Source organism: Streptomyces sp. URMC 126, from assembly GCF_051386555.1.
Taxonomy (GTDB): Bacteria; Actinomycetota; Actinomycetes; order Streptomycetales; family Streptomycetaceae; genus Streptomyces.
In genome coordinates this window covers 12,042-30,486 of sequence record NZ_JBPQTX010000048.1, presented here as the reverse complement: position 1 = coordinate 30,486, position 18,445 = coordinate 12,042, and the positions used below count along the sequence as shown (strand labels likewise).

General features: G+C 74.3%; 12 protein-coding genes and 1 tRNA gene. 5 read left to right on the top strand and 8 right to left on the bottom strand.

Features of this window, described 5'->3' with window-relative positions; translation table 11 throughout:
• The coding region (locus tag ACSNOK_RS08860; RefSeq protein ID WP_436780048.1) for a type I polyketide synthase at positions 1-3,704 on the bottom strand (3,704 nt) is incomplete at its 3' end.
• A 229-nt stretch (positions 3,705-3,933) separates the two neighbouring features.
• Positions 3,934-4,614 (bottom strand): hypothetical protein, encoded by a 681-nt coding sequence (locus tag ACSNOK_RS08855; protein WP_436780047.1) that lies wholly within the window; start codon positions 4,612-4,614, stop codon positions 3,934-3,936.
• 486 nt (positions 4,615-5,100) lie between these two features.
• On the opposite strand from ACSNOK_RS08855, the gene ACSNOK_RS08850 reads away from it, so the two are divergent.
• Positions 5,101-5,799: a TetR/AcrR family transcriptional regulator gene (locus ACSNOK_RS08850; protein ID WP_436780046.1), complete on the top strand. Its 699-nt coding sequence runs from the start codon at positions 5,101-5,103 to the stop codon at positions 5,797-5,799.
• Positions 5,800-6,180: 381 nt separating this feature from the next.
• On the top strand, positions 6,181-7,260 hold the full coding sequence (locus tag ACSNOK_RS08845; RefSeq protein WP_436780045.1) for a hypothetical protein: 1,080 nt from the start codon (positions 6,181-6,183) through the stop codon (positions 7,258-7,260).
• Between the two features lie 62 nt (positions 7,261-7,322).
• On the opposite strand, the gene ACSNOK_RS08840 is transcribed toward ACSNOK_RS08845, so the two are convergent.
• The 4 genes from ACSNOK_RS08840 to ACSNOK_RS08825 are packed head-to-tail and all read right to left on the bottom strand — an operon-like array spanning position 7,323 to position 12,053.
• Positions 7,323-8,129: a cyclase family protein gene (locus ACSNOK_RS08840; protein ID WP_436780044.1), complete on the bottom strand. Its 807-nt coding sequence runs from the start codon at positions 8,127-8,129 to the stop codon at positions 7,323-7,325.
• Positions 8,126-9,802: a class I adenylate-forming enzyme family protein gene (locus tag ACSNOK_RS08835; protein ID WP_436780043.1), complete on the bottom strand. Its 1,677-nt coding sequence runs from the start codon at positions 9,800-9,802 to the stop codon at positions 8,126-8,128. Before ACSNOK_RS08835 ends, ACSNOK_RS08840 begins: the two co-directional genes overlap by 4 nt.
• Positions 9,799-11,034 (bottom strand): thiolase family protein, encoded by a 1,236-nt coding sequence (locus ACSNOK_RS08830; protein WP_436780042.1) that lies wholly within the window; start codon positions 11,032-11,034, stop codon positions 9,799-9,801. Before ACSNOK_RS08830 ends, ACSNOK_RS08835 begins: the two co-directional genes overlap by 4 nt.
• Entirely contained in the window at positions 11,031-12,053 is a 1,023-nt protein-coding gene (locus ACSNOK_RS08825; protein ID WP_436780041.1) for a fumarylacetoacetate hydrolase family protein, read from the bottom strand. The genes ACSNOK_RS08830 and ACSNOK_RS08825 overlap by 4 nt, the downstream gene beginning before the upstream one ends.
• A gap of 341 nt (positions 12,054-12,394) precedes the next feature.
• Between ACSNOK_RS08825 and ACSNOK_RS08820 the strand changes: the two genes are divergently transcribed.
• Entirely contained in the window at positions 12,395-13,009 is a 615-nt protein-coding gene (locus ACSNOK_RS08820; protein ID WP_436780040.1) for a TetR/AcrR family transcriptional regulator, read from the top strand.
• Positions 13,010-13,067: 58 nt separating this feature from the next.
• Here ACSNOK_RS08820 and ACSNOK_RS08815 read toward each other — a convergent pair.
• Positions 13,068-13,153, bottom strand: a tRNA-Leu gene (locus ACSNOK_RS08815).
• 506 nt (positions 13,154-13,659) lie between these two features.
• Here ACSNOK_RS08815 and ACSNOK_RS08810 point away from each other — a divergent pair.
• Both ACSNOK_RS08810 and ACSNOK_RS08805 read left to right on the top strand, forming a co-directional pair.
• Positions 13,660-14,442 (top strand): ABC transporter ATP-binding protein, encoded by a 783-nt coding sequence (locus ACSNOK_RS08810; RefSeq protein WP_436780039.1) that lies wholly within the window; start codon positions 13,660-13,662, stop codon positions 14,440-14,442.
• An 80-nt stretch (positions 14,443-14,522) separates the two neighbouring features.
• Entirely contained in the window at positions 14,523-17,039 is a 2,517-nt protein-coding gene (locus tag ACSNOK_RS08805; RefSeq protein ID WP_436780038.1) for an ABC transporter permease, read from the top strand.
• A gap of 56 nt (positions 17,040-17,095) precedes the next feature.
• Here ACSNOK_RS08805 and ACSNOK_RS08800 read toward each other — a convergent pair whose 3' ends face one another.
• Entirely contained in the window at positions 17,096-18,406 is a 1,311-nt protein-coding gene (locus ACSNOK_RS08800) for a class I SAM-dependent methyltransferase (protein ID WP_436780037.1), read from the bottom strand.
• Between the last annotated feature and the right edge of the window lie 39 nt (positions 18,407-18,445).

The following is an 18,445-nucleotide window of genomic DNA, read 5'->3' as shown; positions in this document are numbered from 1 at the left end:
CTACCACCGGGTGCGCTGCCCCGACGGGCTGCGCTGGGCCTACACCCAGGGCCGCATCGAACGGGACGCGGCCGTCCCGCCGCCACTCCCCCCGCCGTGATGCGCAGGCTGCCGCGCAGCTCGATCACGAACCCGCTCGCCGGGTCCGTCAGCCGCAGCTCACCGGTCAGCTCGACGCCCTGGTCCGCCGTGGCCGCCGGGGTCCGCCGCGCGTCCGTCTCGTCCGCCCGCGTGTGCTCGGTCACCACGTCCCCGTCCTCGTCCACTTCGCTCACGTGCTCCGGTTCCTCGCTCTCGGCCGATGTCGGCCGTCCGACGGGCATGCCCCGCGCCTCGGCGACGGCCCGGCCCTCGGCGTCGAAGAGGACGGTGTCCAGGGCGAGCGCCCCGCCGGCGCCCTCCGTGATCCGGCAGACCGTCCACAGTTCCTCGGTCGCCTCACCCGTCACCGCGAACCCGGTCAGATGCGGGGAGAGCAGCGACGGGTCGGGCAGCAGGGCCAGCGCGGGCTGGTAGGCCGACCGGACGAGCTCGGGGTGGACGGGGTGGCCGGGCCGGGGTTCCGTGCCGGCGGGCCGGCGCAGCCGGGCCACGGCCTCGCCGCGCCCGAGCCACACCTCCTCCAGGACGGGCCGGAGGGCGCCCGCCGCCGGGACGCGCCGCCGGAAGGCGTCGCCGTCCAGGCGCTCCGGGCAGCGGGCGAGCACGGCGGCGGGCGGCTCGTGCCCGGCGCTCACGAGGCCGGCGGACGCGGTGCCCCGGGCGCGCCCGGTCCACTCCGCCGCGCCGTCGGCCCGGCTCTCGACCGCGTAGGCCCACTCCCCGTCCGCCGCGCCGGGGGTGACGGTGACCCGCAGCACGGGCGCCGTCCCGGGCGGGACGAGCAGGGCCTCCCCGATGTCGGCGGCGGTGAGGCGGACGTCCTCGGTGCCGGCCGCTCGGGCCACGGCGGTCCGGGCGGCCTCGACGCACTCGGGGCCGTGGACGACCACCGGTCCGCCGTCGGAGGCGGGCGGCGGCAGGAACGGCGTCCCCGGCTCGTCCAGCCGGAACTCGTACGTCCGGGGCAGCGCGTCCAGGTCCTCGACCCAGTGGCTCTCCCGCTGCCAGGGGTAGGCGGGCAGCGGGACGCAGCGTCCGCCGCCGTGGAGGGCGGTCCAGTCGACGGGCGCCCCCGCCTCGTACACTCGGCCGAGGTGGGCCAGGAGCGTCTCGCGCTCCGGCTGGTCGCGCAGCAGGGAGCCGACCGCGACGCCCGGGAGGCCCGCGTCGGCCAGGGTCTCCTGGACGGCCTTGGACAGCACGGGGTGCGGGCTGATCTCGACGAAGACCGTCTCGCCGGCCTCGGCGGTGGCGAGCACGGCCTCGTGGAAGTGGACGCGGCCCCGGATGTTGCGGGTCCAGTACGCGGCGTCGAGGCCGGAGCCGTCGACGAGTTCGCCGGTGACGGTGGAGCGCATCGGGACCGTCCCGGCCCGGGGCGCCAGGTCCCGGAGCTCGTGGGCGAGTTCGTCGAGGAGGGGGTCCATGCGGGAGCAGTGGGAGGCGGCCTCGGCCTTCATGACGCGGCAGAAGACGTCCCGGGCGTCCAGCTCGGCCTTGATCTTCTCGATGCCCTCGACCTCGCCCGCGAGGACGGTGGTGCGGGGGCCGTTGCTGGCCGCGACGGAGACGTCGACGGCGAGCTCGGCGATGAGCCGGTCGGCCTCGTCGGCGGTCAGGGCGGCGACGGACATCGTGCCCTGGCCGGCGACGCGGTCGCGGATGAGGCGGGCGCGGCGGCAGACGACGGCGGCGGCGTCGGCGTGGCTCAGCGCGCCGGCGACGCAGGCGGCGGCGGACTCGCCCATGCTGTGGCCGAGCACGACGTCCGGTGCGACGCCCCAGGCCCGCCAGGTCTCGGCGAGCGACACCTGGACGGCCCACAGCACGGGGTGGACCACGGCGACGGTCTCGTTCACCAGGTCGGTGCCGTCGGTGAGGCGGTCGAGGACGGACCAGCCGGTCTCGGCGCGGACGGCCTCGTCGCAGCGGAGCAGGGCGGCGCTGAACGCCGGGGAGGCGTCCATGAGTTCGCGGGCCATGCCGATCCACTGGGAGCCGTGGCCGGAGAAGACGAAGGCGACGCGCGGGCGGCCCGCATAGGCGGCGTCGGGCGCGTCCTCGGCGGCCTCGCGCAGCCGGGCGGCCAGCGCCTCGTGCCCGTCCCCGACGACGGCGGCCCGGCAGTCGTGGTGGGCGCGGCGGACGGCGGCGGTGTGGCAGAGGTCGGCGAGGGGGGTGGTGCGGCCGGTGGTTTCGAGGTGGCCGGCCAGGTCGAGGAGGCGCTGCCGCAGGGCCTCGGGGGACGCGGCGGAGACGGGCAGCAGGTGTGCGGCGCCCTGCTCGGCGCCGGCCGGCCGCGCGGCGGGCTCGGTGTCCGGGCCGGCCTCGGTGAGGACGAGGTGCACGTTGGTGCCGGAGACGCCGAACCCGCTCACGCCGGCGGTCAGCGGCCTGCCCTCGGCGGCGAGCGGCACGGCGCCGGCGTGCGGGAGGTCCATCCCGGCGGCGTCCCAGTCGACGGCGGAGGTGCGTTCGGTGACGTGCAGGGTGCGGGGGACGGTGCGGTGCTGGAGGGCGAGGACGGTCTTGATCAGGCCGAGGACGCCGGCGGCGGCGCCGGTGTGCCCGATGTTGCTCTTGAGCGAGCCGACGAGCAGCGGGGCGCGGCCCGCGCGGGAGCCGCCCAGGACGGCGGCGATGGCGCCGAGTTCCACGGGGTCGCCGGCGCGGGTGCCGGTGCCGTGCGCTTCGACGTAGTCGACGTCGGTGACCGGGATCCCGGCGTGCTCGTAGGCCAGCTCCAGCATCTGCCGCTGGCCGCTCAACGCCGGGTTGATCATGGTGTCGCTGCCGGCGCCGTCGTTGTTGACGCTCCAGCCGCGGATGACCGCGCGCACCGGGTCGCCGTCGGCGAGCGCGCGGTCCAGCGGTTTGAGGATGACGGCCCCGACGCCCTCGCTGAACACGAAGCCGTCGGCGGCGGCGTCGCCGAAGCGGCAGTTGTCGGAGAAGACGTTCGCGTCGACGAAGCCGTGGTTCTCGGTGTTGGTGAGCAGCAGCTGGGAGCCGCCGGCGATGGCCACCGTGGACTCGCCGGCGGCCAGGCTCTGGCAGGCGAGGGCGATGGCGGTCAGCGAGGACGAGCAGGCGGTGTCCACCGAGAGGCCGGGGCCGGTGACGTCCAGGGCGAAGGAGACGCGGCCGGTGGTGGTGGAGCGGGAGCCGGCGCCGAGCGAGGCGTGGATGTCGGGGTGGCCGACGGACTGCTGGAGCTCCCAGTAGTGGACGTTGGTGGTGCCGACCCAGACGCCGGTGCGGGTGCCGGCCAGGGCGCCGGTGTTCTGCCCGGCGTCCTCCAGCGCCTCCCAGACGGCCTCCATGAACAGGCGCTGCTGCGGGTCCATGCCCACCGCCTCGCGCGGGGAGATCCCGAAGAACGCGGCGTCGAAGCGGTCCACGTCGTCCAGCAGTCCGGACCGGACGCGCGCTCCCGGGATCTCGTACGGCCGACCGAAGCGGGTCGACGGTACGTCACGCACCGTGCAGATCTCGTCCGTCAGCAGTCGCCAGAACGCGTCCGGGCCGTCGGCGCCGGGGACCCGGCAGCCGATGCCCACGACGGCTATGGGAGCGGGCCGTGCCCCGTCGTATTCGCCCATGGTGTACGTGACTTCCTCGATTTCGGCTCGATTCCGAAGGGCCCGCGCGGCCGGCGCCGGCGCGGGTTCGGTCTCCGGCTCTCGGATACGTCACGACTTTCGGCGACGGCACGGAGGGGTTCAACGGGCCGGTCCGGAAACTGCCGGGCCGTCCACGGGATGTCCGGAATTCCGTGCCGACGGTGGCAGCTTCCTGCCTCCGCGTCATGTGGATGTCACATCCAGGTACTTATGCGCGCAACAAACCGGCGCCCGCGGCGTAAAGGCCCGCCTGGAACCGGGAGCGGGCGCCGAGCAGCCGCATGATGTCGGCGACGCGGCGGCGGTAGGTGCGGACGGAGATGTCGAGTTCGCGGGCGGCGACCTCGTCCGTGTAGCCCTCGCCGAGCATGCGCAGGATGCGGGCGCCGGAGTCCCGGCGCAGGCATTCCTGCAGCCGCTGGTAGCGGGCGAGGGGGGCGGCCCGGTACCAGGCCGTCATCAGGATGTCGTAGAGCGCCCGGACCACGCCGGGTGCCCGGACGAGCGACGCCTCGGCGCCGAAGACGGTGGCCTCACCGGCCCTGACCAGCGCCACTCGCTGGTCGACGACGGCCGCCGCGTGCCGTACGCCCGCGGCCAGCCGGATCTCCACGCCGTCGAACAGCGTCGTCAGGCCGGCCAGCCGCGCGTCCGCGGCCAGTTCCGGCGGGGCGAGGATCCGGACCCGGGCCTCGTCCGGGCGCCGGCCGGCCAGCGCCTCCAGCGCCTCGGTCACCAGCCGCAGGGCGTCGCCGACGGGCGGGACGAGGAGGGTCACCGACGTCTCGGCCCGGCGCACCAGGCCGATGAGCGCGTCGACGGCGACGGCGCGGTCGCCGATGACCGCGAGGCTCGATTCCTCCAGCGCCCGGATCTGTGTGGTCTGCATCACGGATTCGATGAGCGGGCGCATCCGTAAAAGCACTTGGTCGACGTCTTCCGCCGGTATGTCGCCGCCCGCCCGCGGGTCTTCGGCGGCACCCGGTTCGCACGGGTCGGGAACCATGTAAAGGGAATTGGGAATACGCATACACGCCCCAGTGAGTTTCTTTGCACCCCGTCCGGTTGGCGGGCTGCGGACGTGACCGCCGGTAAAGGCCGGAGAAAAGCCGGGAAGCGCCGGGGAGAACCGGGAACGCGGGGGCCGCCACCCCGCCTGACGTCCGGACCGCCCGCCTCCCCCGCCTCTCCCGCCTCGGCGATCACAACCCTACCGATCGGTAACGCTACCTACCGTAGTGTTCGAGCGTCAACGCGCTGTAGCGGCCCGACAGCTGCCATTCGGCCACGGCGGCCGGAGCGGACCTCGGAAGGGCGGGCTTTTTGCGCGATGCGCAAACTTGCGGGGCACGCACGTTTCTGTATCGTGTGGAGCATGAGCACCGAGGCCGTGAGAACGACGGCGCGGCAGGAAGCCGCCGGGCGGGAGCGAACGGCGGGCGTGCGGACGACCGCCGCCCCCACCGCCGGACAACTGCCCCCGGAACGACGGAATCCCGGGCTCCGGGAGCGGAAGAAGCAGGCCACGCGGACGGCGCTCGGCCTGGCGGCGCTGCGGCTCGCGGCGGAGCGCGGCTGGGAGGCCGTCCGGGTGGAGGACATCGCGGCCGAGGCCGGCGTCTCGGCCCGGACGTTCAACAACTACTTCTCCAGCAAGGAGGAGGCCGTCATGGCCTCCGGCACCGAACGGGCCGAGCGCGTCCGCGAGGCGCTGGCCGCCCGCCCGCCGGAGGAACCGCTGTGGGACGCCCTCACCCACGCCTTCGCCACCGCGCTGGAGGAGCTCTCGGCCGTCGACCCCGGCACGATCCTGCGCGCGCGGCTGGCCCTGACCCACTCCCAACTGGCGGCCGAGCAGGTGAGATTCGAGGCCGGGATGGCCGCCACCCTGGCCACCGAGATCGCCCGGCGCACCGGCACCGATCCCGAGCGCGACCTGTACCCGCTGCTCGCCGCCACGATCGCCTTCACCACCACCCGGCTCACGTTCGAACACTGGGTGCGCACCGGGTCCCGTACGCCCGTCGCCGAGGCGGTGCGCCGGGAACTGGAGCGCGTGCGCGTCGACCCCTGACCGGCCGCCCGTCCGTACGCCCCCGCTCTGCCTCGCCACCTCCCGGCGCGACGCCTCGGCGGCGGGCGCGCGGCCCGGCGGGACGCGCCGGGCGGGGGCCAAAGGGGGCCCGCAGAGGGCGGCTGTAGGCAACGCCCAAACGGCATCAGGGGGACGCCCGGGCGTACGGCGGAACGGCCGCTGCCCGGCGGCGCGTCCGCGGCATGTGACGGCACCACCCGGCGCGTCGGCACCGCCGGGACATACGCACCCCAGCCATGGCGTCCGCACCACCGGTCACACCCGCACAACCGTCACGTCAGCACCACGGCACCACAGCAGAGCACCACAGCACCACAGCACGGCACCAGGAGCACGTCACCCGCCCCGAGGGGAACTCCCATGTCCCGTACGTCCACCGACACCACCGGCACCCCCGGCCCCCGCGCCGACGAACCGCCGGGCGCCGCGGCCGACTCCAGCGACCCCACCGGCCCCACCGACCCGGCCGCCGAGGCAGCGGCGGGGTGGCGCAAGGTCCCGGTCCTGATCGTCGGCCTCACCGTCCTGCTCGCCGCCATGCTGACGGCCTTCGCGCTGCCGGCCATCAACTCCGGCCCGCACAAGGTGCCGATCGCGGTCGCCGGGCCGGGCCCCGCGGCCGACCGGGTCGAGGACCGGCTGGCGGAGGCCCGGCCCGGCGCGTTCCGCGTCACGAAGGTGCCGGACGCGGCCACCGCCCGGCAGCGGATCGACGACCGTAAGGCGTACGGCGCGATCGTCCTCGGCGCGGCGCCCGGCGACAAGCCCGAGGTGCTGGTCGCCACCACGGCGGGGCCGTCCGTCGCCGCCGCCCTGCGCGCCCTCGCGCCGGCCCTCGACCCGTCCGCGCCCCGCCCCACCGTGGCCGTCCACGACCTGCACCCGCCGACGGAGGACGACCCCAACGCGGCAGGTCTCGCCGCCGGCGCCCTCCCGCTGGTGCTCGGCGGCTACCTGGCGACCGTGGCCATCGTGATGCTGCTCCGCCGGCCGGCCCAACGCGCCGCCGCCTCCCTCGGTTTCTCGGTCCTCGCCGGCTTCACCCTCAGCGCCGTGCTCCAGTACGGCTTCGGCGTCACGGACGGCGACTACGCGCTGATCGCCCTGGCCGTCACCTTCAACACCGCCGCCACCTCCGTCACCATCATGGGCCTCCACGCCCTGCTCGGCGGGCCCGGACTGGGCCTGGGCGCGGCCATGATGATCTTCCTGGGCAACCCCCTGTCCGGCCTGGCCTCCGGGCCGGAGTGGCTGCCCTCCGGCTGGGGCACGTTCGGCCAGTTCCTCCCGCCGGGCGCCGGCGGCACCCTGCTGCGCTCGGCCGCCTTCTTCGACGGTGCGGGATGCGGGCGGGCGCTGGCCGTGCTGTCCTGCTGGCTGGTCGGCGGCCTCGCGCTCTTCGCCCTGGGGTCGCGGCGGGCGGCCGCGCGAACCTCCTGATTCCCTTCTCTTCCTCGAACGCCGGACGGGCCGGTTCGGCCCGTCCGGCGCCTGAGGCGGCCTCAGGCCGCTTCGTCCAGGAACGCCACCACCCGAGCCGGCGCCGCACTCGTCCCCGTGAGTTTCAGCGGAAAGAAGCCCACCATGAACCCGGTCGCCGGCAGCGCCCCGAGGTTCACCAACTGCTGGACGATGAACGCCTCCTTGTCCTGGATCGCGTAGTGGCCGTCCCAGATGTGCCCGGGATCGCCCGTCTCCTCGAAAGCCCGCCGCATCGCCGGAATGGGACGGTCCCACCCGATGGCGTCGGTGCCCAGAACGGTGGCCCCCAGCCCGGTGAGGTACCGGGTCCCCGCCCCCGACATGCCCGGATAGGCGAAGTACCCGGGGTCGCCCAGCCGGAAGCGCTCCTGCCCGGTCCTGATGAGCACCGCGTCGCCCGGCTCGACGTCCCGTCCGGTCGCCGCGATCGCCTGCTTCAGGGCCTCGACCGGAATGGCCTCCCCCGGTTTCGCCCAGGGCCGCACGTCCAGGACCATGCCCGGCCGGTACAGCTCCTCCAGGCCGATGTCGCTGAGGGTGCGGGACGGACGGCCCTCGCACAGCCGGCCGCTGTGCAGCGGGGCGTCCACGTGGGTCCCGCAGTGGGTGCTGATCTCGTGCATGACCTCCCCGGCCGGGCCCTCGCGCCCGGGAAGGTCGTCCGGGTCGCACCCGAAGGAGGCGACCATGAAGTCCCGGCCCCACTCGTCGTGCGTGTGGTAGTCCATGCGCGGGGCGACGACCAGCGCCAGGTCCGGCATGCTCTCCGGGACGAGGTCGAGGTCACGGGGGTCGATGGGGGAGGTGAGGTCGACGATGCGGCTCATGTCGCGGTACCAGCTCTCCGGTTGTCGGTTGCCGGGGGCCGGCCGATCAGCCCCCGCAGTTCGGTCTTGAGCACCTTTCCGTAGCTGTTCTTGGGCAGCGCGGCCACGAACAGGAAGCGGCGGGGCCGCTTGAAGCGGGCCATGTGGTCGAGGCAGTGCGCCTCCAGCGCGGCGGCGAGCGCGGTCCCTTCGCCGGTCCCGCCGCCGTCCGCCCGCACCACGAAGGCGACGGGCAGTTCGCCCCACTCGGGGTCCGGCGCGCCGACCACCGCGGCCTCGGCCACCGCGGGGTGGCGCAGCAGGACCTCCTCCACTTCCCGGGGATAGATGTTGGAACCCCCGGCGATGACGAGGTCCTTGGCCCGGTCGACGAGGGTGAGGAAACCGTCCGCGTCCAGCCGGCCCAGGTCGCCGGTGTGCAGCCAGCCGCCGCGCAGCGTACGGGCGGTGGCCTCGGGGGCGTTCCAGTAGCCGGACATCACGGTGGCCCCGCGGACCAGCACCTCGCCGGTCTCCCCGGCCGGCAGGTCCCGCCCGTCCGGGTCCGCCACCCGCACCTCGACGCCGGTGCGCGCCCGGCCGACGCTCGCCAGGCGGCGGCCCAGCGCCTCGGGGTCGTCCCCCGCGTGGTCCTCCGGCCGCAGGTGGGTGATGGTGCCGGGCGACTCGCCCTGCCCGTAGCCCTGCCACAGCCGCCCGGGGCCGAAGCGGGCGATGATCCGCTCCAGGTCCTCCCCGTACATCGGGGCGCCGCCGTAGAGGACGCGGTGGACGCGCGGGACGAGGTCGTCGGGCAGCAGGCCGGGGTCGAGGAGGCGGCGCAGGATCGTCGGCACCGCGAAGAACGTCACCGGTCCGAACGCCCGCAGCGCCTCCGCCAGGGTGCCGGCGTCCACCGCTCCGCCCCGGGGGAAGACCTGGGCCCGGCCGCGGGCCACGTGGGCGAGGCCGAAGAGGCCGCCGGCGTGTGACATGGGAGCGATGTGCAGCATCGCGGCCTCGACGCCGTCGCCGATGTCGGCGAGCGCGCTGTCGGTGGCGGCCCGCAGGTTGCCGTGGGTGAGCGTCGCGCCCTTGGGCCGGCCGGTGGTGCCGCTGGTGTAGAAGAGCCAGGCCGGGGCATCGGCCGGCACGTCGGCGGGCGGCCGGACGGGGGCGGGGCCCGCCGAGGTGCCGGTCCCGCCGGCCTCGGCGGGCTCGGTGGACCCCGCCGGCTCGGCGAGCGCGTCGGCCGTCACCAGACCGGCCGGGCCGAGCCCCTGCTCCCCGAGCGGGCCGGCCAGTTCACCGGTGGCGACGCAGAGCCGCGCCCCGCAGTCCTCTACGAGCTGCGCGAACTCCCTCGGATGCAACCGGGCGTTCATCGGCACCGCCACCAGCCCGGCCCACCAGACGCCGAACAGCACCTCCGGATAGAGCGGGGTGTTCCGCATGGCCAGCGCCACCCGGTCGCCCGGGCGCAGTCCGTGCTCGCGGAGCAGCGCCTCACCGATCGCCGCGGCCCGCCCGGCGAGAGCCCGGTAGTCGCGGAGGACGTCCGCCCCCTCGCACACGGCGGGCGCGTCCGGGTGCTCGGAGGCAGCCCGGTACAGCAAGGAGGCGATATTGGCGCTTCCGTCCTGCACGGCGGTCCCGCTCCCCACGGCGGCCCCCGCGGCCGTCCCGTCCGTCACAGCGGCCTCCCCGGCGCCTCCAGTACGACCACCGCCGCCGCGGCCTCCTCGAAGCCCAGGAAGCCGCCGCCGTTCTCCGCCACGCCGATCCGGGCGCCGGGAACCTGCCGGTCGCCCGCCTCCCCGCGCAGCTGGGTGACGAGCTCGTGGACCTGGCCGACGCCGGTGGCGCCGACGGGGTGGCCGTTGCTCTCCAGGCCGCCGGAGGTGTTCACCGGCAGCCGCCCGCCGAGGGCGGTCTCGCCGCGCTCCGCGGCCTGCGCGCCCTCCCCCTCCGGGACCAGCCCCAGCGCCTCCACCTGCAAGACCTCGCCGATGGCGGTGGCGTCATGGACCTCGGCGAGCGACACCTCGGCCGGGCCGACGCCCGCCCGCTCGTAGGCGGCGGCCGAGGCGAGGCGGGTGATCCGCCGGGCCTCCTCGTCGAGCGTCCGGCCGGTGCCGGAGGCGACGACGCTCGCCCGGATCCGTACCGCACGGCGGGCACCAAGCCGGCGGGCCGCGGCCGGTGAGCAGACCAGGGCCGCCGCGGCGCCGTCCCCGATGGGCGCGCACATCGGCTGGGTCAGCGGCGGCACGATCGGCCGCGCGGCCAGCACCTCGTCCACGGTGAGCGCCTCGCGGCGCGCCGCCCGCGGGTTGAGCGCGCCGTGCCGCCGGTTCTTGGCGGTGACGGCGGCGAGCCGGCGCGGGGTGAGGCCGGGGTGGCGGCGGCGGTAGTCGGCGGCGAGCGCGGCGTAGACGTCCATGAACACCGAACGCCGGCCCGCCGGGGCCGCCTCGGCGCCCGCCGCCTCGCGCAGGGCCTTGAGCCCCTCCTCCCACCGCGCGACGTCGAGCCCGCCGTGGAAGGCGGCGGCCAGCCGCTCCTCCTCGGCCCCGTACATCTTCTCGGCGCCGATCGCGAGCGCGACGTCCGCCTCGCCGGCGCGGACCGCGGTGGCCGCGAGGTGGAGGGCGGCGGTCCCGGAGGCGCAGGCGTTCTCGACGTTGAACACCGGAACGCCCGCCACCCCCGCGTCCCGCAGTGCCACCTGACCGCGCACCAAGTGCTGTCCCTCCAAGGCGCCCTGGGTGGCGTTGGCGAAGAACACCGCCTCCACGGCGGTGGGTTCGACGCCGGCGTCGGCCAGGCAGAGGGCGAGCGCCTCGCCCGCGAGCGCGCCGACGCTCAGGCCGGGGAACCGGCCGTACGCCGTGCGGCCGACGCCGAGCACATACGCGTCGCTCATGACCGGCCCGGGTCCTGGGCGGGCACCCGGACGGTGTTGCGGAGCACGCCGATGCCCTCGACCTCCAGCTCGACCACGTCCCCGTCCTTCAGGTGCCGGCCGAGGTCGAACCCGGTGCCGGACGGCACGGTTCCGGAGCCGATCACCTCTCCGGCGTGCACCTCCCGGTCCCGGCTCAGGTGCACCACGGCGTCCTCGAAGCTGTGCTCCATCCCGTCGGTGGCCCCCCGCGACCACTCCTCGCCGTTGACCCGGGCGGTCATGGTGAGGGCGTACGGGTCGGGGAGTTCGTCGCGGGTCACGAGGCAGGGGCCGAGGGTGTTGGAGCCGGCGAAGTCCTTGCCCTCGCACGGTCCGACGCCGGCCCGCATCAGGACGGCCTGGAGGTCGCGGGCGCTCCAGTCGTTGAAGACGGTGTAGCCGAAGACGTACGCGGGGGCGTCGGCGGGCTTCACGTCCCGGCCGGTCCGCCCGAGCACGGCCGCGAACTCCAGTTCGAAGTCCAGTTCGCGGGCGCCGGCGGGCGCGGTGATCTCGTCCTCCGGTCCGCTCACGCAGAGGTGGTCGGCCGTGTAGTACATGACCCGCTCCCGGAACAGCGGGCTGAGGTCGAACCTCCCGCTGGCCATGAGCTGTTCGAACGCGGCCTCCGGGTCGTCGGCCGTGGCGGCCTGCCGCCGGGCCAGTTCCCGCAGCCCGCTCTCCAGGTGGGCGATGAACAGCCCGCAGTCGCGCAGCCGCGCCGGGCGGGGCAGCGGCGCCAGCAGCCGGAGGTCGCTCCGGGTGCGCACGGCCTCGTCGGGGCGCCGTTCGCACAGCTCACGCACCCGGTCGAGGCCGGCCTCGCCGGATTCGATCAGGGCCTGGAGCGAGGTGAGCCGGGGGTCGTCGGGGGCGGCGGCGACGAGGTCGAGTACGGCGCCGTCCGCCGCGTCGCCGTCGAGCAGGACGCCGGCGCGGGGCCGCTCCGGCGGGGACCCGTCGGCGGGGTGTTTGCCTACGAACGTGATCAGGCGCATGTCGGCTCCGATCGTGCGGTCGGTGGTCCCGGGCGGACGAGCGGACGAGCGGGGAGGCCCGGGGATGGCGTGAATCGACCGGCGTACGGCCGGCCGAGGAGCGGTGCGAGGAGGTGCGGCTCGGAACGTGTCCCGCCACTTCTGCGCCACGGGCCGCCGTACACCAGGGCATTCAAGGTCCCCGGCTCCGCACACCCGCGAAAACTGGACGGTGGTCCAATCGTTGAACGCCCGGCACAGACCGTCAAGTGGTGTGCGGGGATTGGTTTTCCGGACATCGAACGCACGAGGACCGGCTCCGGCCCTACGGCCGCCGGAGCGCCCCGTGGAACAATCACGGCATGACTGGTCGTCGTGAGGAATCCGCCCGGGAGAGCCGCCGGCGGCTGCTGGAGGCGGCGACGGCCCTGGTCGCCGAGGGCGGCCCGCGGGCCGCCTCCGTACAGGCCGTCGCCGACCGCGCGGGCATCAGCCGGGGCTCGGTCGCCTGGCACTTCGGGTCCAAGGAGGGCCTGATCGTCGAGGTGATCGGGCAGGCCTTCCGCAGCGCCGAGGACGAGTACCGCCGGATGCTCCCCGAGACCGGCCCCCTCACCTTCGACGCCCTGCTCGACGCCCACCTCACGGTGGTGGACGCGCCCTGCGGCCGGGTCTTCGCGACGGTCCTGCCGGAGGTCATGGGAGGCCCCGGCCCGTTGCGCGACGCCTATGTGCGGGGGTACGAGGGGACCCGCCGGGTCTGGGTCGGCTACCTGGAGCGGATCACGTCCGGCGCCCCCGGCCTGCCGGACGCCAAGAGCCTGGCCTCACTGGTCTTCGGCAGCGGCGTGGGCGTGAACACCCTGCACGGCCTGGACGGCCTGGTGGACCGGACGGAGGCGTTCGCCGCCCTCCGCACCCTCTTCGAGCTGGCGGGCGGGGCGGCGGGCACCCGCGCGCCCGCGGTGCGCCCGTGACGCGCGCGGGGCCCGCCGTGGACACGGCGTTTTCGCTGGTCACTGACGGTGTCGTGCGTGGTGCCCGGAGCCGGACTCGAACCGGCACGGCCCGAAGGGCCAGCGAGGTTTAAGCTCGCCGTGTCTGCATTCCACCATCCGGGCGGGCCCTCGGGCCACGCGTGCACGGACGCGCGCGCGGGTTCCCTCGAGGAGAACAGGATGAGCCTATCCGGGTGGCGCCCCCCAAACAGCGGAACACTGACCAGAGGTTGTCTTATTTTATGGGCAACTGAGGACCTGTCAGTGCAGCAATGACGCCATAGGCACATGCCAGCGGCCGATCCATCCCGTTCACCACGCCACCCGGGCACTCTCACGGAATTGTCGCAATCTCGACTCCTCGCCGACCCCCTCCGTCGCCGCGCTCCCACCGCGCCCCGCTCGTACCCCTGCGAGCACCACCGCCGAAGCGGCACCGCCGAAGCGCCACCGCGCCCGCGTCGTCGCCCGGCCCCGGCCCCCACTCCTCATACCGGAGGATGACCCCGCCTCCCGTCCGTACCTCTGGAGACGGGCGCGCGAACGGGAGCCTGGTCTGATCCGCGCCGGGCAGGCGGACAGGACCATGGAATCACGTCCCGATCCGCGTCCCGACAGGAGTGTCCCCCGTGACCACCAGCCCCTACGGCGCCCCGACCGCCGTCCGTACCGCCGAGGTGGCGGCCCGTGCCACGGATCTCACCAAGGTCTACGGCCAGGGCGAGACCCAGGTGGTCGCCCTGGACGCCGTCTCCGTGGACTTCCGCAGGGCCGAATTCACCGCGATCATGGGGCCGTCGGGCTCGGGCAAGTCCACGCTGATGCACTGCATGGCCGGTCTGGACACGGTCTCCGGCGGCTCCGCCCGCATCGGGGACACCGAGCTCACCGCGCTCAACGACAAGAAGCTGACCCAGCTCCGCCGGGACAAGATCGGCTTCATCTTCCAGGCGTTCAACCTGCTGCCCACGCTCAACGCCCTGGAGAACATCACGCTGCCGATGGACATCGCCGGCCGCAAGCCCGACCGGCAGTGGCTCGACACCGTCGTGAACACCGTCGGCCTCTCCGGCCGGCTCAAGCACCGCCCGAACCAGCTCTCCGGCGGTCAGCAGCAGCGCGTCGCCGTCGCCCGCGCCCTCGCCGGCCGCCCCGAGATCATGTTCGCCGACGAGCCCACCGGCAACCTCGACTCCCGCTCCGGCGCCGAGGTCCTGGGATTCCTCCGCAACTCCGTGCGCGAGCTGGGCCAGACCGTCGTCATGGTCACCCACGACCCGGTGGCCGCCTCCTACGCCAACCGCGTCGTCTTCCTCGCCGACGGCCGCATCGTCGACGAGATGTACGAGCCGACCGCCGACGCCGTCCTGGACCGCATGAAGGCGTTCGACGCCAAGGGCCGGACCAGCTAGCCGGCCGACGACCCGGCGCCGCGAACCGGCGGCCGAAAAACCGACGTCAGCGACTAGACCACCCGACCCCAGGACCACCAATGTTCCGTACCGCCTTGCGCAACGTCCTCGCGCACAAGGCCCGGCTGCTGATGACCGTCCTCGCCGTGATGCTCGGCGTGGCCTTCGTCTCCGGCACCCTGGTCTTCACCGAGACCTTCTCCAAAGCCCTCCAGAGCAGCAGTCAGAAGGGCTACAGCGACGTCGACGTCGCCGTCCGCCCGCACACCGAGGACCGCGACAAGAGCAAGCCCGGCGACGCCCCGCTGCTCACCCGGCGGCTTCTGGACCAGGCCGCGAAGGTGCCCGGCGCCGCCTCGGCCGCCGGCAGCGTCGAGGGCCTCGCCTACCTCGCCGGCAAGGACGGCGAGCTGGTGGGCCAGGGCTTCACCCAGGCCGGCTCCAACTACTTCCCGGGCAAGGACGGCAAGGACGCCCGCTACCCGCTGAAGTCCGGCCGGGCGCCGCGGAGCGCCGGCGAGATCGCCGTGGACGCCAAGACGGCCGAGCGCGAGGGCTTCAAGGTCGGCGACACCGTCCGGACGTCCGTCCGGGGCCCGGTCCTCGTCCAGAAGATCACCGGCATCTTCACCACCGACAAGGGCCAGGTGACGGCCGGCGGCACCCTCACCCTCTTCGACACCGCCACCGCGCAGAAGCTCTTCGCCGAGCCGGGCCGGTTCCACGAGATCGACGTCAAGGCCGCCACCGGCACGTCCCAGGACAGGCTGAAGGCCGAGCTCGACAAGATTCTGCCGCGTGACGCCGAGGCCACCACCGGCAAGAAGCTCGCCGACGACGAGGCCGAGATGATCGCCCAGGGCATGGACGGGGTGAAGACCGGTCTGCTGGTCTTCGCCGGCATAGCCCTGTTCGTCGGCGTCTTCATCATCGCCAACACCTTCACCATGCTGGTCGCCCAGCGCACCAAGGAACTGGCCCTGCTCCGCGCGGTCGGCGCGAGCCGCCGCCAGGTGACCCGCTCGGTGCTCGCCGAGGCGTTCGTCGTCGGCGCGGTCGCGGCCGTCACCGGTCTGCTGGCCGGCATCGGCATCGCCGCCGGGATGCGCGCCCTGATGCCCTCCGACGCGATGCCGGACGGCCCCCTCGTCATCCCCCCGTCGGCGATCGTCTCGTCCCTCGCCGTCGGCATCCTGGTGACCATGCTCGCCGCCTGGCTGCCGGGCCGGCGTGCCGCGAAGATCCCGCCGGTGGCGGCCATGAACAGCGTCCACGCGGTGGCCACCACCAAGTCGCTGGTGGTCCGCAACACCATCGGCGCGGTCCTCACCGCCGCGGGCGCCGCCCTGTCCGTCGTGGCGAACGACGAGACGGTCCTCGGCCTCGGCGCCGGCCTGCTGCTCATCGGCGTCTTCGTGCTGACGCCGCTGCTCTCCCGCCCGCTGATCGCCGCCGCCGGTCCGGTGCTGCGCCGCTTCGGGATGCCGGGCAAGCTCGCCGGCCAGAACGCGGTCCGCAACCCGCGCCGCACCGCCGCGACCGCCTCCGCGCTGATGATCGGCCTCACCCTGATCACCGGCCTCACGGTCATCGGCAGCAGCGTTCAGAAGGCCGTGGACAAGATGGCGGCCGACTCGCTGAAGGCCGACTTCGTCGTCGCCATGGCCGGCGGCAGCGACCTCTCCCCCGAGGTCGCCAAGAAGCTGGCCGCACAGCCCGGCGTCACCGCCGTCAGCGCCCTGCGCGAGTCGCCCGCCCGCATCGACGGGGACATCGAGCACCTGGTCGGCGTGGACGCCCGGAGCATGGACAAGCTGACGCGGCTCGACTTCACCTCCGGCTCCTACGCCTCGCTGTCCCAGCGGCAGCGCGTGGTCGTGGACGACACGACGGCCAAGAGCCACCACTGGAAGGCCGGTTCGTCCTTCGAGGTCACCTACGAGGACGGCAAGAAGGGCCGGCTGACCGTCGGCGGGATCTACCAGGGCAACGACATGCTCAAGGGGATCATGGTCGACCACCGGAGCATCACTCCGCACATGCCCGAGGTCGTCGACCGCCAGGTGCTGGTCAAGACGGACACGGGGGCGACCGCCGCCGCCAAGAAGTCACTGCGCGAGGCCCTCGGCGACAACCCGGCCGTCCAGGTCAAGACCAAGGACGACATCTCGCGGGAACTGGCGTCGGTGATCGACATGATGTTGAACATCCTCTACGGGCTGCTCGCCATGGCGGTGATCGTCGCGGTGCTGGGTGTCGTCAACACCCTCGCGATGTCCGTCTTCGAGCGCCGGCAGGAGATCGGCATGCTGCGGGCCATCGGTCTGGACCGCGCCGGCATCAAGCGGATGGTCCGGATGGAGTCGCTGGTCATCTCCCTCTTCGGCGGGGTGCTGGGCATCGTCCTCGGCGTCTTCTTCGGCTGGGCCGCGGGCGAGCAGCTCGCCACCATGCTGTCGACCTACGAGCTGACCCTGCCCTGGGGCCGGATGGGCCTCTTCCTCCTGCTGGCCGCCGTGGTCGGCGTGCTGGCGGCGCTCTGGCCGGCCCGCCGGGCCGCCCGGCTGAACATGCTCTCCGCCATCAAGGCGGACTGACGCCCCCCGCGCACGACGAGGGCCCGGCTCCGGTGGAGCCGGGCCCTCCGGCCGTCTCAGGCCCGCCACTCCCGGGTGCGCAGCGGCAGTCCCGGATCACCGGATCCGGGGGTCCGTACGGCCAGCACCTGGTTGACGCCGATGCGGTTGCGCTCGAAGGACAGCGCCGAGGCGGCCATGTAGAGCCGCCAGACCCGGGCCCGGCCCGGCGAGGTCAGCCGCACGGCCTCGTCCCAGTGCGCCTCCAGGTTGGCCACCCACCGGCGGAGGGTCAGCGCGTAGTGCTCGCGCAGCGCCTCCACGTCCCGGACCTCGAACCCGGCCTCCTCCAGCTGCGCCACCGTCCGTCCGACGGGGGCGAGTTCGCCGTCGGGGAAGACGTAGCGGCCGATGAACTCGTCGACGCGGTACGCCTCCTCGTCCTTCAGCGGCCGCCGGGCGATCTGGTGGTTGAGCAGCCGGCCGCCGGGCCGCAGCAGGGCGTACAGGTCGGCGGCGTACTCGGCGTAGCGCTCGCGGCCGACGTGCTCGGCCATGCCGATGGAGGAGATCGCGTCGAAGGGCCCGTCGGAGATCTCGCGGTAGTCCTGGACGCGGATCTCCACCCGGTCCGTCAGCCCGGCCTCGGCGATCCGCTTGCGGGCGTAGCCGGCCTGCTCCTCGGAGAGGGTGATGCCGACCGCGCTCACCCCGTACTCGCGGGCGGCGTGCAGCACCATCGAGCCCCAGCCGCAGCCGACGTCGAGCAGGCGCATGCCGGGGCTCAGGCCCAGCTTGCGGCAGACGAGGTCGAGCTTGGCGCGCTGGGCGTCCTCCAGAGTGCCCTCGGGCTCCCAGTAGGCGCAGGAGTAGACCATCGAGGGGCCGAGGACGAGCTCGTAGAAGGCGTTGCCGACGTCGTAGTGGTGGCTGATGGCCTGCCGGTCGCGGCGCAGGCTGTGCAGCGGCCCGGAGGTCCCGCGGGCCTCCTCGGGGGGCGGGGCGGGAGGCGTCCAGGGCCCGGCGAGGCGGAGCAGCTCCCGGCCGGCGGCCCGCATCCGCGGGTCGCGCACCGTGTCCAGGGCGGACCTCAGCCGGCCGCCGCGGGCGGGTTCCTCGCCGCGCTCCCAGACCGACCCGGCGAGCAGGTCGAGGGCCGCGTAGAGATCGCCTTCGACGTCGATCTCACCGGCCACCCAGGCCCGGGCCAGGCCCAGTTCGCCCGGCTTCCAGAGCAGGCGGCGGAGGGCGCGGCGGCTGCGGACGACGAGCACCGGCCCACCGGGCGGACCCGCCTCGCTGCGGTCCCAGGCGCGGATCCGGACCGGGAGCGGCGCCCCCAGTACCTGTTCCGCGAGGTCGGCGAGCCGTCGGGCGGCCTGGGCCATGTCGCACACCTCCATGATGCGGCGTCAGGAGATTGATTC